Annotated in this window: 12 protein-coding genes and 1 pseudogene; 4 read left to right on the top strand and 9 right to left on the bottom strand. The window is 59.0% G+C overall.

What is annotated here, in order from left to right; translation table 11 throughout:
- Positions 1–94 precede the first annotated feature (94 nt).
- Positions 95–1293 (top strand): IS3 family transposase gene (locus ABY44_RS23870; RefSeq protein WP_166488176.1). Its coding sequence is split into 2 segments (ribosomal slippage): positions 95–410 and positions 410–1293, totalling 1200 coding nucleotides; the frame shifts between segments, so codons are not numbered across the junction.
- Positions 1294–1661: 368 nt separating this feature from the next.
- On the opposite strand, the gene ABY44_RS23875 is transcribed toward ABY44_RS23870, so the two are convergent.
- Positions 1662–3026 carry an FAD-dependent oxidoreductase gene (locus ABY44_RS23875; protein WP_011694841.1) on the bottom strand — a complete coding sequence of 455 codons (1365 nt, stop codon included), beginning with the start codon at positions 3024–3026 and terminating at the stop codon, positions 1662–1664.
- Positions 3027–4136: 1110 nt separating this feature from the next.
- On the opposite strand from ABY44_RS23875, the gene ABY44_RS23880 reads away from it, so the two are divergent.
- Positions 4137–5462, top strand: a complete 1326-nt coding sequence (locus ABY44_RS23880) for an MFS transporter (RefSeq protein ID WP_011547004.1) — start codon at positions 4137–4139, stop codon at positions 5460–5462.
- A 151-nt stretch (positions 5463–5613) separates the two neighbouring features.
- On the opposite strand, the gene ABY44_RS23885 is transcribed toward ABY44_RS23880, so the two are convergent.
- From ABY44_RS23885 to ABY44_RS23905, 5 genes are all read right to left on the bottom strand, one after another.
- On the bottom strand, positions 5614–6258 hold the full coding sequence (locus ABY44_RS23885) for a response regulator transcription factor (RefSeq protein ID WP_011547003.1): 645 nt from the start codon (positions 6256–6258) through the stop codon (positions 5614–5616).
- Positions 6251–8149, bottom strand: a complete 1899-nt coding sequence (locus tag ABY44_RS23890) for a sensor histidine kinase (RefSeq protein ID WP_011547002.1) — start codon at positions 8147–8149, stop codon at positions 6251–6253. The genes ABY44_RS23885 and ABY44_RS23890 overlap by 8 nt, the downstream gene beginning before the upstream one ends.
- A gap of 39 nt (positions 8150–8188) precedes the next feature.
- Positions 8189–8563: a response regulator transcription factor gene (locus ABY44_RS23895; RefSeq protein WP_012339456.1), complete on the bottom strand. Its 375-nt coding sequence runs from the start codon at positions 8561–8563 to the stop codon at positions 8189–8191.
- Positions 8564–8823: 260 nt separating this feature from the next.
- The gene (locus ABY44_RS23900; protein ID WP_012339455.1) at positions 8824–9855 is read right to left on the bottom strand and encodes a LysR family transcriptional regulator; all 1032 of its coding nucleotides are present in this window, start codon (positions 9853–9855) and stop codon (positions 8824–8826) included.
- A gap of 584 nt (positions 9856–10439) precedes the next feature.
- Positions 10440–10811 (bottom strand): BON domain-containing protein, encoded by a 372-nt coding sequence (locus ABY44_RS23905; protein WP_011546999.1) that lies wholly within the window; start codon positions 10809–10811, stop codon positions 10440–10442.
- Between the two features lie 305 nt (positions 10812–11116).
- Here ABY44_RS23905 and ABY44_RS23910 point away from each other — a divergent pair, with 305 nt between their 5' ends.
- Entirely contained in the window at positions 11117–11518 is a 402-nt protein-coding gene (locus tag ABY44_RS23910) for a hypothetical protein (protein WP_226161389.1), read from the top strand.
- Positions 11519–11593: 75 nt separating this feature from the next.
- Positions 11594–11752, top strand: a pseudogene (locus ABY44_RS23915) (IS5/IS1182 family transposase); the annotation flags it as partial.
- A gap of 439 nt (positions 11753–12191) precedes the next feature.
- On the opposite strand, the gene ABY44_RS23920 reads toward ABY44_RS23915, so the two are convergent.
- From ABY44_RS23920 to ABY44_RS23930, 3 genes are all read right to left on the bottom strand, one after another.
- Entirely contained in the window at positions 12192–13490 is a 1299-nt protein-coding gene (locus ABY44_RS23920) for a c-type cytochrome (protein WP_011546997.1), read from the bottom strand.
- Between the two features lie 15 nt (positions 13491–13505).
- Positions 13506–15740 carry a xanthine dehydrogenase family protein molybdopterin-binding subunit gene (locus ABY44_RS23925; protein WP_011546996.1) on the bottom strand — a complete coding sequence of 745 codons (2235 nt, stop codon included), beginning with the start codon at positions 15738–15740 and terminating at the stop codon, positions 13506–13508.
- A gap of 1 nt (position 15741) precedes the next feature.
- Positions 15742–16143, bottom strand: a 402-nt coding sequence (locus ABY44_RS23930) for a (2Fe-2S)-binding protein (RefSeq protein WP_431642429.1), incomplete at its 5' end; no start/stop codon positions are given.

Below are 16143 nucleotides of genomic sequence, written 5' to 3' on the forward strand. Positions count from 1 at the left end.
TGGAGCGACCCCACGTATCTGAGGACACGAGGACTCTCTTAAAATAAGGGATAGTCTTGTGCCTATCAGTAAGCCTAGTCATTACGTGGAAAGCATCGAAATTCTGACCGAGCCGGAGCGCCGTCGTCGGCGCACGGCGCAAGAAAAAATCGCCATCGTGCAGGAAACATTGGAGCCGGGAGCGTCGGTGTCGGCCGTTGCACGTCGGCACGGCGTCAACGCCAACCAAGTGTTCGGCTGGCGCAAGCAATACCAGGAAGGCAGTCTGGCGGCGGTGAAGGCAGGCGAAACCGTTGTGCCGGCATCTGAGCTGGCCGCCGCCATCAAGGAAATCAAGGAACTGCAACGGCTACTTGGGAAGAAGACGCTGGAGGTCGAAATCCTGAAAGAAGCCGTGGAATGGGGCCGTTCAAAAAACCTGATTGCGCGCTCGCCCTTGCTGCCGGGGGACGACCGATGAAGACGGTCTGCGAAGTTCTCGGCGTGGCGCGCTCTGCCGTGGCGGTGAAGCGAGCTCGCTCGTCCGACTGGCGCGATGGTCGCCGTGCCCGCGTGACCAACGATGCCGGGCTGGTCGAGGAGATTCAGGCCCATGTGGCGCACCTTCCCACCTACGGCTACCGCCGTGTCTGGGCGCTGCTGCGCCGCAGTCGGGAGCAGAGCGGTGCGCCGTGCATCAACGTCAAGCGCGTGTATCGGGTCATGCGGGAGCATCAGTTGCTGCTGCGCCGCCCTGGCGTGCGGCGAGATAAGCGGCGACATGACGGTCGCGTTGCGGTGGACCGCAGCAACACCCGCTGGTGCTCCGATGGCTTCGAGTTTCGGTGCGACGATGGTACGCCGCTGCGCGTGACGTTTGCGCTGGACTGCTGCGACCGCGAGGCGATTAGCTGGGCAGCAACGACCGGCGGGCATAGCGGTGATGTGGTGCGCGACGTGATGCTGGCCGCCGTCGAACAGCGCTTCGGCACCACGCAGGCCGCGCAGCCCATTGAATGGCTGACGGACAACGGCTCGGCCTACATCGACCACCGCACGCGCAGCTTCGCTCGCGAACTGGGTCTTGAGCCGCTGACCACACCGGTCCGTTCGCCGCAGAGCAATGGCATGGCGGAATCGTTCGTGAAGACCATGAAGGACAATTACGTCGCCTATATGGACAAGTCTGACGCACCAACAGCGCTCTCGCGTCTGGCTATCGCGTTTGAACACTACAATGAGCGCCACCCGCACAAAGCCTTGAAATACCGCTCGCCTCGCGAGTTCAGGCGTAATGCGGTGTCATCAACCTAACGGTGTCCGCGTGTCCTGAGTTACAGGGGCAACTCCATCGAGATCCCTCACTATCATTGGATCAGGAAGGTACTTGCCTGCGAGATAGATCCGACCAAGAGGCTCTAACTCACCGACTCAGCAAAAGGTAATCGGTGAACTATTGACCTTGCCACAGTCTCGAGTGGACCACTCTTATCAGACACCTCCGACAGCACAGATCCTGTGCACGCCCAATATAACCTTCTGTCGAATTTCCACGCCCCAGACTCTTAGGTTTAGAAAATTCCATCCCGATACTTCTCTTTATTGATCGGGCGAAAAATCGCTCATCTCTTTCCTTACGAACTCTGGGGCGCAAAGCAGGCATTTCAAACTTGTTCGCCAATTCAGTCGAGCGTGGCAAACAATAGATTGAGGCCTTCAGACAAAAGCGGATGCGCGATAATCGAGTCACGAACCGCTCGGTAGGATAGGCCTCCAAGCATCGCCATCTGGACGGCGGTCGTCACATCGCCAGCACCTGCACCGACCATCGTAAAACCGAGGATTCGATCAGTCTCAGGGTGAATCAGCGCCTTCATGAAACCGCGCGTGTTCCCGTTCGTACGGGCCCGAGGAACCGCCGCCATGGGCAGCTTCGCGACACGTACTAAGATCCCCTCGGCCCTGGCATCGGCCTCGTTCAGGCCGACACGACCCAGTTCCGGATCAATGAAGAGTGCATACGGGATCGTACGATTAGCAGTACTGACGGAACGCCCCTCGATGCCGGCCTTCAGCACCCGATAGTCATCAAACGACGCATGAGTGAACATCGGCGTACCCGCGATCTCGCCAATTGCCCATGTGCGCGGGGCTGTCGTCGCCAGCTTTTCGTCGACCTTGATGATCCCGCGCCCATCCACCTCCACACCCGCAAGGTCGAGACCAATTGCATCAGTCTGTGGCTTGCGACCGGTAGTGACTAGCAAGTGTGACCCCTCGACGACACGGCCATCAGCAAGCTCGATGGTAACTTGCTGGCCACTTGTCCCGCGAACGTTCGCAATTCGGGATTGGAGTTCGAGCTTGATTCCGTCCGCCTCGAGCGCTTGCTGGATTTCGCGGCTGACATCCTCGTCTTCTCGCATCGCGACACGCGGCGCATCGTGGATCAGCGTGACAGCGCTCCCGAGCCGACGAAAGGCCTGCGACATTTCCAGACCGATGTAACCGCCACCAATCACTACGATATGCTCAGGAAGTTCGTCGAGGCGGAGTGCTTCGACATGGGTCAGCGGCTGCGCGTCGCGCAAGCCGGGCACGTTCGGAATCTGAGCAACCGTACCCGTATTGATGTAAACGTTCTCGCCCTCGTAGATTGCTTCGCTTCCGTCTTCTGTGCGGACGCTGATCGTACGAGGTGCAATGAAGCGACCGGTGCCGGTGATCAGATCCAGACCAGACTTTTCGAAGGCCGCACGATTGATCTTTATCATGCCGTCGACGACACCGCGCACATTTTCGGACACGTTCGCCATATCGGCCATGATCGATGCATCACCGGCCGCTTCGCGCCATCCGTGAACCTGCCGAGCGTTTTGAATCAACGTTTTGCTTGGAATGCAGGCGACATTGATGCACGACCCGCCGATCATTCCGCGCTCGATGAGTGCTACGCGCCTCCCCTGGCGCGCCATATCCATCGCGAGAGTTTTCCCCCCCTTTCCGCCACCGAGAAAGAGATATTCGTAGTGCTTTACGTCAGACATTATCAACTCCGAAAATTGCCCGTCCGATTGATCGTGTGCGACTCGAAGCAAGCACGAGCCCCCCCATCAACGAAATGACCTCATACATCGGTGTCCACGAAGAGGAACTCTCGCGCACTCACAAGTCGTGACGGTAAGTTATTTTGGATACCAGAATAAAATCACGAACTACAATTTCCTTTATCTGCATCCTTCGATACTCTATATCCAATCGCATGGTTGATATATCGTCGAAAGGAAGCAGCCAGTGTTTACGTTGGTTTCGCATCGTACATACCTAGGTATAAGCCCGCCAGCGATCGCTTCGATCCACCCCCGCAGCGCACAGGCCGGCCTCAGTCTAGTCGCTTCGATCATCGACCCATGTCTGGCGCGCAGTCGTTATTCGGCTTGTTGGGTCGTACTCGTCAGATACGTACAATCCGAGAATCGAAAAGGATGCGTCACGCTCATAACATAGCTGACGTCCTGCCGCCCATGTGATGGCACGACTCCGCGTCAAGCCCCACACATTCCACGCCTTGTACCCTTCGCTCCTGCATCCGTCGTTCCAACAGTACGGGAGTCCGACGCACAAATTGAGCCGTCAGCGATCGCCGGCGACTCGTCGACACATTCAAGTAAGCCATGCAGCACGCTGTGATTTCGACCATCAAGCCAACATTAATACACGGCAAGGATTGGAACGATGCCTGCGTTGCTGATGTGGTCGAAAGCGCCCTAAGGAAAATCGTACTAAGCAGCAAAGATCGCAAACCAATGTGCACCAAGATCCAGTAAAATCCACTAGCCTTACGATTGTTGCACGGTCTGGTTGCCGTCCTTAAGGACTCGAACGTCATGCCCTATTGTTCACCATGGCACATACTTTATTGGTGTGCTATCAGCCGACAGCGACGCTACCTTATGTATGGCCCAGCACATCCCCGCATGACAATCGCCCATCAGGCCCTCGATTCTCTGAACACGGATTCAGTCTGAGAATGTGGTGACAAGGATCACATACAGACATCCGTTCTCGATCGGATCACGAGGCACGCCGATACCGCGTTACCGAGTCTGTTGCAACAACTGACATACGACATCTTATTCGACCCTCGGGAGCACCACTTGGAATTGAACGCTACGGGAATATCCGATTCCTTGCCCGTGATTACCACGGTCGATGCAGCCAGAGCCGATCGCATTTTCAAGCGACTCGCGCTGCGAGTTCTGCCGATCTTTATGTTTGCGTATCTTGCGTCCTATATTGATCGCGTCAACGTAAGTTTCGCTAAACTTCAGCTTAGCCAGGACCTGGGATTTACCGATGCCGTTTTCGGTTTTGGTGCGGGCACATTCGCGTTGGGCTATGTACTATTTGAAGTTCCGAGCAACATGCTATTGCAGAAGGTCGGGGCAAAACGATGGCTGACACGCATTATATTGGCGTGGGCGATCGTCTCGGCTCTAACCACATTGATTGCCACACCAAAGCAGTTCTATGTCATGCGTTACCTCCTCGGAGTAACGGAGGCCGGCCTCGTTCCGGGTGTCGTATATTATATTTCTCAGTCGTTCCCGCGCTTCCACAGAGCACGAATTTTGTCCATATTCTATACGGCACTCCCAATGGCTGGCCTGATTGGATCCCCCATGAGTGGATTCATCATGGAATATCTCGATAGTCTTCTGAGCCTCGCCGGCTGGAAGTGGATGTTGATCATCGAGGCAATTCCAGCCTTCGTCGCCGCTATCATGTGCTGGAAATATCTGGAAGACGACGTCACCCAAGGAAACCACCGATCCGAATCAGATCGTAACTACCTTATTAGCGCGCTTGAAGAGGACAAGTCAATAGCCGCATCAATAAATCAGAACAATATCTTTTCAAGCAAGATTTTCTGGATTTTTGGAATTATTTATTTTCTCGATGTTTTTGGAATTTACGGCTACACACTCTGGGCGCCAACCATCATCAAATCGCTCGGTGTAGAGCGTAATTCCTTGATCGGGCTCCTCGCCGCGCTGCCCAATGCGGTTGCCGTTATCGTAATGATAATTGCCGGTCGGAAGGCCGATAGTCGCAGGGAGCGCAGGCTGCTCGTCGCCGCATTATTCCTGATGGCCGCCGCAGGTCTGACTCTCGCACTTGTCTGGCACGGCACGCTTTGGCTGAGCATTGCGGCGCTCTGTATTGCCAACGCGGGATTATTGTCCATCCCCCCAATATTCTGGGGTATGCCAACTGCCGTCCTCTCCCCCCGCAATGCCGCGAGCGGCATCGCGTGGATCAGCGCAATAGGCAATATAGGCGGCTTCTTCGGCCCCTATGTCGTGGGCTTATTGAAACAGTCCTCGGGCAGCTTCGTACCGGCGATCTATTGCATCATCGCATGCCTTCTATTCGGGCTAATTCTCACACTCTTATTACCGAAGCACTTGGTCAATCGCTAGGAAATAAGGCCCGCTCCGCAGGCGGGCTCAACTCCGAAACACCGCGCAACCGCGCTACGTTTCCACATTATCATCGCCTATGTGCATTTGAATCATGCCGCCTAGCGGCGTGAATGATCGACAAGCGATATCCGGCACGCGGCGTGTCGACTTAGTCGTCAGCGGGAGCAATACCCAGCAGTTTTGCCCCGAGCACCAACTCGGCCAGCGAGCGAACTTCCATCTTGCGCATCGCATTCCCGCGATGAATCTTGACGGTGATCTCGCTCAAATCCATTTCCGCAGCAATCTGTTTGTTCAATAACCCCCGCACGACGAAGCCCATGACTTCCCGCTCACGCGGGGTCAGCGATTCATAGCGACGTCTCACCTCCGCAACCCGTCCATCCGTCCTGCGACGAGCCTCGTGTTTCAGTAGCGCCCCCTCCACTGCGTCCAACATTTCCTGATCGCGAAACGGCTTCGAAAGAAAATCCAGCGCACCATTCTTCATCGCCTTGACCGACATGGCAACGTCACCATGCGCCGTGATAAAGATGATAGGCAACCCCATGTCGCCGGCAACGATCTGCTCCTGCAACACGAGCCCGCTCTGCCCCTTGAGCCGCACATCGAGAATAAGGCAACTGGATACGTCCGGCTTGTCGAAGGCGAGGAATTCTTGCGCCGAACTGAATAGCTCGACTCGCAGCCCAACAGACCGAAGCAACATGCCGAGCGCCGACCGCATGGAATCGTCGTCGTCGACAACATAAGCGATCGATTGCTTCACTACCTGTGGTGTCGCCTCACTCATGGACACCCCCACCGTTAATGGGCAAAACAAACCACATGGTCGCACCGTTATTCCCCCGGGATTCGGCCCAGATACGGCCACCATGCGCCTCGACAATCGATCGGCAAATCGACAGCCCCATTCCCATCCCCTCCTTTTTAGTTGTGAAAAATGGCGTGAACAACATACTCGCATCTGCTTCGCTAATGCCGTGCCCGGAATCCTCGATCGCAATGAGCGTCTTGTCGCCCTCGTATCGCTGAACTGAAACACTCAGCCTTCGCGTGCGATCCGTCACAACGGCCATCGCTTGAATTGCATTCATCAGCAGGTTGATGACGACTTGCTGAATTTGCACTCGATCGCCAGTAATCCAGAGCACCGACTGCGAAAACGACAGCGACACTTCGGCCTGGTGACTTTGCAGTTCTCGTCGCACCAGATCCACCGACTGTTCGATCACGGCAACGAGGTCGATTGACATCATATCCGGATCCCGCCGTTGCGCCATCGAGCGGATCTGATGAATGACCTGCGTCGCACGCCTCGCATCGTGAGTCATTTGCCCGAGCGCGTACTGAACCTCGGTGAAGTCGGGAGGCGAGCGCTTGATCCAACGCATGCCCGCCTCGCCCGCTGTCACGATTGCGGCAAGCGGCTGCGTGACCTCATGTGCGATCGATGCGGCAAGTTCACCAAGCATCGTCAGACGAGTCACGTGAGCAAGCTCCGCCCTAGAGCGCTCAAGAGCCTGCTCCGCGAGCCTGCGCTCTTCAATGTCCGTATTGACGCCGTACCATCGAACGATCTCGCCATTAGCGTCACGCATCGGTGCCGCGCCGATCATCATGCACCGATAGTCACCGTTGCCCAACCGCACACGCACGGTCACTTCAAAGCTACTTCCGGCGGAAATTCCTTGACGCCAAGCGGCTTCCAGCACGCCGATATCTTCGGCATGGATAATGTCGCGCCAGACGTCCTTGTCACTGGCAACCTTGACGCCGTAATCCGACCAACGACGGTTCAAATAAACGATGCGACCGTCGTTGGATGTACTCCAAACCATGCTCGGAATAGCATCGATCGTCGCGATCAACTCTTCCTTCTGCTGCCGCAATTCGGCTTCCAGGAATCTCGCTTGAGTGACATCGCTGTCAGTTGAAAGAACCGCAACGGGTTCGCCCGATTTATCTCTCGATATCGTCCAGCGACTGGAGATGATGATTCTCGCGCGGTTCTTGCAGGTTCGCGTGAACTCCCCCTGCCAGCTACCATCCTCTATGGCTCTGCTTAACAGATCGGCCGCCGGCAGTTGCGATTCCGTGGCAGTGAGTTCATGGAACGCCTTGCCCGCTGCTTCGGCTGCGCTCCAGCCGTAAAGACGCTCGGCACCGCGACTCCAAAAACTGATAAGACCGTCCAGTCCGCACACGACGACCGCATCGTGAGTAAGGTTGAGCAGATCGATCTGCTTCTGGAGGGTGAGTCGATTGCTCTGGTTGCGCAGCGCCAAAGCAGACACCGTTACGATGGCTAGCACGCTCAGCCCGCAACGCGCCAGGGAACTGATCGCCGTTTGATCGCTTTGTGCAAGCAGAAAACCCAGGACAGTCATGGAAACGCATGACCATGCCACTACAACGGTCACGGCCTGGGACGCGACCGACGCGACTAGTAGTATCACGACAACGTAAAGAACAGCCACCGCAACATCGATTGGCGTGAATGCATCGGCGATAAAGATACAAACGGCGAGGAGCGTAGCAATGAGGTAGACGACCCGCTGTCTTCTCTCCAAGACATCTTCCTCATTGTCGCTGAATTTCGCGGCCCCCATGTTCGCATCAGAGCGCGACGCAAATCCCGCACTTATGGTGCTGCTTTCGCTCCTGCGACGATCATCATCCATATGACCTTTTGCTTCAAAACGATATCCTGAGGATCAACTTCATGCACTCGGTGAGGCGATGTCGTCGAGGCGAAGTTCGATCTGAACCGGATCAACAGGTTTGCTGAAAACGCAAATCGCGCCAAGCTTCATCGCCTGCCTGTGAGTGGCTTCGGATGGAAACGATGTAATGAAAATGACAGGAGGAGCTACGCCTCTTTCAAGCAGCATCTCGTACATTTCCAACCCCGAGATACCGGGCATTTGCACGTCCGAAATGATACACGCAACGTCCGCGATTCGTTCTGCACTCAGGAACTCTTCCCCCGATTCGTAGGTTCTGACTTCCCACCCGAGCGAACGCACAAGACTGCCGGTTGCTCTACGAACTGATTGATCGTCGTCGATAATTGAAACTACTGATTGATTTGCCATAAGAGCAACGTTCCTTACCTCCATGCCTTAAGGATGGCGCAAATTCGGCGCCCAGCGTCGATGCCCCATGCGAATGGTAGTTCGCGGTCGAGATCACGGTAACTATACGTATGTATGAGCGCTACCCTCGGCGTTATCCGATGAAACGATGAGGCGGCGCAGAAGCCGCCGACGGCCGCCCGCAAGGCGGTCAGCCTCTCACGGCACACGAGATCAACACCCGTCACAATCCATCCGGCCTCAACGCTTGCCCATGTCCATCACATACGATGCACCAATGCGTCGTGGCCAACATGCCGAATGGGCAACGCACCCATATGGCTCATGCCGACAACCCTACGAAGGGGCGCATCAAATGATTCAGCCTGCGCCGATATCTGCACCCGCGAATCCTCCGCACCCTGCCGCTGAAGTTGTTCCTGGATCCAATCAAGAAACGCCCTGACGGACATGGGAACATGCTTTCGATCGCTATAGAGAACCGAGATCGGCTGCGGCGGAGGAGAGTTCTCTTCGAGGATGCTTACCAGTCGACCGGCGGAAATTTCTTCTGATACCATTCGCTCGCAAACTTGAACGACTCCGACTCCGCCGACCGCATAACGAATCGCGGATCCGGCATCGTTTACAGAGATGCGCTCGGGGAACTTCAGACGCACCTCCTCTCCTCCGACCATGTATCGAAATTCGCGCGTCGGCCCGAAGCGTCGTGGCGTGTAATGAATTATCTCGTGATCTCGCAGCCCTTCCGGATCCCGCGGTATCCCATGCCGCGCGAGATACGAAGGGCTCGCAACCGTCAGCGCGTGAAAGCTACCGACGCGCCGACTGCGGAGAGACGAATCCGCGAGTTGGCCAACCACGACAGCGCAGTCGACGCCGTTGGCAATCAAACCGTCCGGATCGCCTCCGACGTTGATGCGCAGCGCCACCTCCGGGAATGCCGCCTTGAATTCCGGGACAAAAGGCAGAATCGCATGGGCCACTTCCTGGTCGACGTCCACAGTCAGGTGGCCGCGCGCAATCTTACCCGTCCCACTGAGCTGCTCCTTCATTTCGCAAATTTCGCTCAGTATCCTCTCACAATGCTCGAAATACTGACTGCCTTCTGCCGTCAATCGAATACAGCGAGTGGAGCGCTGCATTAATGTCACGCCGAGGTGGGCTTCCAGTTGGCGAACAAGGGTGCTGGCCGATCCAGCGCTCATACCCGCAATTTCAGCCGCCGCTGTAAAGCTGCCGACGCGCGCGATGTGAGTGAAGATCGACATTGCCTGCAGGATTCGGTCCATACTTTTCTCCTGGATTCGTGAGTGAAGAAACACGAATCCAGTCTATGGAACAGCGGCCGCTCACTCCATTACCTCGCGGGAGTCAATGTCACATACGATGGTGTTAAGTCATTAATTCATTGTCGCGCGAAAACGCCACCCGGCTTCGGTCCGACATCCGTCTGCCAACGTGACGTGTATCCGCACCACGTCACAACCCATCGCGAGACGCGAGACCTTGCCCGGGCGTGGAGTTTGACAAGGTAAGACGAGCGCAATGAGTGGTGGCGCGAACAATTGCGTGCAGCGAAATCTATCGAATACCTGCGTGGACGGCCGGACGACATCCTCGCGCGCTCACGACGTCGAAAACAGCCACAGCGGGTCTTCGCTCGCGATGCCCGCGGACAGCAAGTCCAGCCCGAATTTGAGGCTGTGCGTCAGGTGCCATTTCGCCGGGCAGCGGCTCCAGGTTCCTGCAACCAAATGAACCTGTGTTGAACTGAATACCTGCCAGGCGTGCAGCCGGGTTCGCTCCCGCGGACCCGGTCTCGAATACAACGATGTCGTTTTTGAACGACATCACTGGCAAAAGCAAACGTTGTTCAATTCCGAGTCTCGATGCCGATATTCAGATTGTTGGTTACCGACGTGACACCGACGACTTGGCGCGCACTCGCTTCTGCGAGCTGAATCTGAGCTTCCTCATCGACGTGGCCGATCAGCGTCACGATGCCGTGTCGAGCAAGCACGGTAATGTCTGACGACGCAAGGTGCGGCGTAGCCGACAGAGCGCGCCGCACCTTCTTGGCCAATAGGCGATCCGCTGCGCGCTGTTCTTTCCGAGGATTTGCCGCATGCGCAGTGCCCGTCACGACAGCCGGAACGTAGCCCGTATCCGGACCTCTCTCTGCAGATGCGTTGACGCAAAATGCCAGGCAAGTGATCGCGAGAATTGAGGTAAATGTATTTTTCATGCTGGTTCCCTAGTTTCAACAATGGATAGACAAATCAGCCTTCGAGCTTCCTAGTGCTTTCTCGCTGACCACGTGAATCATAAGATTCGTTGCTCACGATTTATATACGTCCACGTCGAAAACTCAATTCGTCAACAACCAAACCAGCGTCGAGGTCGATTGCCCCAAACCATCCTCTCTCACGGATATACGATGGTATATATCACACAATTCTTTAGGATATGTTCAACAGAACATTTGCACAATAGTCAATCACAATCCGTATTGGTACCTTGCCATATCCCAACATCTTGTCAGGCATGGGAATGAAAACCACAAAGACCGTATTCCGCATATACGAAATTTGGTTACTCATTGCACTCACGCTGTTCTTCTGCGTTGAATCTCTGCTCGACGCGATCTATATGCAGAATGAGAGTGAACTCGCTCCCATGATTGTCGCGCGCGCAATCTGGCTTGCGCTGATCATCGGCGCGTTTTCCAGGTATGTAGTTGCGATCCGAATCCTTGCATTCGCATGCGGAATCAGCGCCATTACCGTTGGTTTTTCACTGCCATGCTTGGCGACGATCTCTCCCGTCCTCGCTGGCGTGCTGTGTGTTGGCGTGGTAATCAAAGCGTCCACCGGAATCTACATGCTGCATCAGATCAGTAATCCCGATTCGTTCGGTGCACAATCGCTCGACGCCCACAGAACACCACACTAACGAAGCACTGATTCGCCTAGCTTGATAGTCATCCTCGACGCAGCCGAGAGCGTTGTCGGAGATGTTTTACGGAACATGCCCACGACGACGAAACGGCAAGCCAATTTTTGCGCAAACGGAATACGTGTGACTCGGTGTCCGCGTTTCCTCGGGCGGGTGTAAAAACTCGATCCGTGGTCGAGATTGCTGACGGCAACCGAGCCGTACTACCCGAAATGGGGCTGCCGCCCGTTGATCAGCCTATAGAGAACGACTCGAATTCTACCGGCGTATAGGATGTTGCTGATGGCAACGGTCCGGCCGAACTGCTCAACGATATACGACGGGCTATTCGATATTCTCGGCCGTGATTGGGCCAACCTGCGGTCGACGTGATCACCCCACCCGGCTGCCGCGAATGGTAGAAGTCCCGCGGCCGCCATCGCCCCCTCGGAGAGTAGAAGCACTGTGCATCCCCGAATTCGCTCGCGGGCAACCGCGTGCGGACATGGCACACCGACTCGCATGAGACCGACGCCGCCTACGAAGCGGACATGCTGAATTGCGTACAGGATCTCGTCTTCCTGCAATCCATTAGCATTGCGTACGATTACTATGTCTCGTGACCGGCCCCGTCGATCTCGGTCAACGGGAATACCGATCACTTCAGGGCGCCTTACAGTGACTCAGCCATTCAGTGGTTGTTCGCCGTCTCCTTACGGAGTTTCGCCACGTCCGCCGCCTGCACGGCCGGCGCACCGTTGTTCCAGCCGGCGCGCATGAAGGTCAGCACGTCGGCGATCTGCTGGTCGTTCAGCTGGTTCGAGAACGCCGGCATCGGATACGCGGACGGCACGCCACCGATCACGAGCGTGTCGCTGCCGTTCAGCGTCACGTTGATCAGCGACGACGCATCGGCCTCGAGCACGTTCGGATTGCCGGCGAGCGGCGCGAGCAGCGGCGCATAACCGCGTCCGTCCACCCCGTGGCAATGCAGGCAGTAAGCGTTATACACCTTCGCGCCCGGATCGGCTGCCGGCCGGCCCAGCGCGACCTGCGTCGCCTTCGGATCGTAGCGGTACGGCGGCGCCCCCGTGCCGCCTGCCGCCGGCAGCGATTTCAGGTAACGGGAGATTGCCGCCAGATCGTCGTCCGTGAGTGCCTGCGTGCTGTGGTTGATCACGCTCACCATCGAACCGAACGCGGTCGCATGGCGGTTCGCGCCGGTCTTCAGGAACTGCGCGACCTCGGCCTCGTTCCAGCGGCCGAGCCCCGTGTTGGGCTCGCCGGTCAGGTTCGATGCGAACCAGTTGTCGATCGGCGCACCCGACAGGAACGCCGCGCCGCCTTCGTCGAGCGCCTTCTCCTGGAAGCCGACGCCGCGCGGCGTGTGGCACGACCCGCAGTGCCCGAGCCCCTGCACGAGGTACGCGCCGCGGTTCCACATCGCGTCCTTGGCCGGCTTGTCGGCGTAAGGCGTCGTGTCGAGGAACACCATGTTCCACAACGCGAGCGGCCAGCGCATGTTGAGCGGCCACGGGATGTCGGACGGCCGGTTCGCCTGCTTCACCGGTTCGACGCCGTGCATGAAGTACGCGTACAGCGCCTTGACGTCCTCGTCCTTCAGCTTCGCGTACGACGGATACGGCATCGCCGGATACAGGTTGTGACCGTCCTTCGCGACGCCCTTGCGCAGCGCGCCGGCGAACTCGGCTTCCGTATAGCCGCCGATGCCCGTTTCCGGATCGGGCGTGATGTTGGTCGTGTAGATCGCGCCCATCGGCGTGACCATCTTCAGGCCGCCGGCGAACGGCGTGCCGCGCGGCGCGGTGTGGCACGCGACGCAGTCGCCCGCTTTCGCGAGGTATGCGCCGCGAGCGACGAGCGCGCTGTCGGCCGGTGCCGTCTGCGCGGCCTGCGCGGCCGGGCCGGCCAGCATGGCGGACAGCGCGAGCAGCGATGCACGGAACGTATTCAGGGCGAGGTTTCGCATGATCGTCGCCTCCCCTCAAGCCGTCTTCAGCTGATCGCCGACCGGCAGCTTGCGCAGCCGCTTGCCGGTCGCCGCGAAGATCGCGTTCGACAATGCCGCGGCCGTCGCGGCCGTGCCCGGTTCGCCGATCCCGCCCGGCGCTTCGCCGCTTTTCACCAGATGCACCTCGATCGGCGGTGTCTCGTTGATCCGCAGCATCCGGTAATCGGTGAAATTGCTCTGCACGACACGGCCGTCCTCGATCGTGATCTCGCCGTACAGCGCGCCCGTGATCCCGAAGATGATGCCGCCCTGCACTTGCGCCTCGATCGTGTTCGGGTTGACGGACATGCCGCAATCGACCGCGCACACGACGCGCTTGACCTGCACCTCGCCGTTATCCACCGCGACGTCGACTACCATTGAGAAGAAAGTGCCGAATGCATACATCACAGACACGCCGCGCCCCTGCCCCTTCGGCAGCGACGGGCCCCAGCCGGCCGCCTTCGTCGCGACGTCGAGCACATTCAGCGCGCGCGGCGCCTTGCCGAGCAATGCACGGCGGTATTGCACGGGGTCGGTCTTGGTCTGCGCGGCCAGTTCGTCGATGAAGCTCTCGACGACGAACGTGCCCCGGGTCGGCCCGACGCCACGCCAGAACGCGGTCGGCACGTGGCGCGGCTCCTGGCGCACGTAGTCGACGAGCTGGTTCGGCAGGTCGTACGGCAGATCAGCCGAGACTTCGACCGCGTCAGGATCGATACCATTTCGGAACGCGGGCGGCGCGAAGCGCGCCATGAGCGACGAGCCGACGATCCGGTGCTGCCACGCGATCGGCTTGCCGTTCGCGTCGAGGCCGGCCGAAATCTTGTCGTAGTAGTACGGCCGATACATGTCGTGCTGGATGTCTTCCTCGCGCGTCCAGATCACCTTCACCGGCGCGTTGACCTGTTTTCCGACCTTCACGGCCTGGTCGATCATGTCCGTTTCGAGCCGCCGGCCGAAGCCGCCGCCGAGCAAGTGGTTGTGCACGACGATCTTGTCGGGCGACAGGCCCGTGAGTTGCTGCACGGTGTCAACCGCGCGCGTCGGCACCTGGGTGCCGACCCAGATCTCGCAGCCGTCGCCGCGCACGTGCACCGTGCAGTTCACCGGCTCCATCGTCGCGTGCGCGAGGAACGGCTGTTCGTAGACAGCGTCGACGCGCGTCTTCGCGTTTGCGAACGCGTGGCCGACATCGCCTTCCTTGCGCGCGACCGCGCCCTTGCCGCTCACCGCCGCCTGCGCGAGGTCGGCAACGATGTCCTTCGTGGACACCTTCGCGCCCGCGCCCTCGTTCCACTTCACGACGAGCGCCGATGCACCGCGCTTCGCGGCCCACGTGTGATCGCCGACCACCGCCACCGCGTTGTCGACGCGCACGACCTGGCGCACGCCGGGGATCTTCCTCGCGGCCGTGTCGTCGACGCTCGCGACCGTGCCGCCGAACACCGGGCTGTTCACGATCACCGCGTACAGCATGCCGGGCAGGCGCACGTCGAGCCCGAACTGCGCGGTGCCGTCGACCTTCTCCGGCGAATCGAGGCGCTTCGCGGGCGTACCGATCAGCTTGAAATCCGCCGGCTTCTTCAGCACGACGTCCTTCGGCACCGGCAGCTTCGCCGCGGCGTCGGCCAGCTGGCCGTACGATGCGCGCCGGCCGCTCGGCGGATGCTGCACTTCGCCGTTCACCGCACGGCAGGATGCCGGATCGACGCTCCATTGCTTCGCGGCCGCCGAGACCAGCAGCGTGCGCGCGGTCGCGCCCGCGCGGCGCATCGGTTCCCACGCGTAGCGCACCGACGTCGAGCCGCCGGTGAGCTGGCCGCCGAGCAGCGGATCCGTGAACAGTTTCTCGTTCGGCGGCGCATGATCGAGCGTCACGCTCGACAGCGGTACCTCGAGCTCCTCGGCGATCAGCATCGGCAGCGCCGTATAGACACCCTGCCCCATCTCGACCTTCGGCATCACCAGCGTGATCTTGCCGGCGCGGTCGATCTGCACGAACGCGCTCGGCGCGAACACGCCGGGCTGCGCCGGTTCGGCCGCGTCACCGCCGATCACCGAGCGCCGCGCATCGTCGCCTGCCGCCGGCAGGCTGAAACCGAGCAGCAGGCCACCCCCCGCCGCCGCGCCCAGCGACATGCCGAGCTTGAGGAACGAACGGCGCGATACGCCCGCGCCGGCGGCTTGTCCAGCGACCTTGCCTGCTTCGATCAGTCCTCGAGACATGTCACGCCTCCTTCGCGGCTTGCTTCACGGCCGCGCGAATCCGGTTGTACGTGCCGCAGCGGCAGATGTTGCCGGCCATCGCCGCGTCGATGTCGGCGTCGCTCGGGTTCGGGTTCGATGCGATCAGCGCGGTGGCGGCCATCACCTGCCCCGACTGGCAATAGCCGCACTGGACGACGTCGAGCTCGCGCCACGCCTGCTGGACCTTGTGGCCGGCCGGCGTCGCGCCGACGGCTTCGATCGTCGTGATCTTGCGGCCCGCGACGGCCGCGACCGGCAGCACGCACGAGCGCGCGGCGACGCCGTCGAGATGCACGGTGCACGCGCCGCATTGCGCGATCCCGCAGCCGAATTTCGTGCCGGTGAGGCCGACGACGTCGCGCAGCACCCAGAGCAAGGGCAT

The organism is Burkholderia sp. ZZQ-2 (genome assembly GCF_050768715.1).
Classification (GTDB): Bacteria; Pseudomonadota; Gammaproteobacteria; order Burkholderiales; family Burkholderiaceae; genus Burkholderia; species Burkholderia cepacia.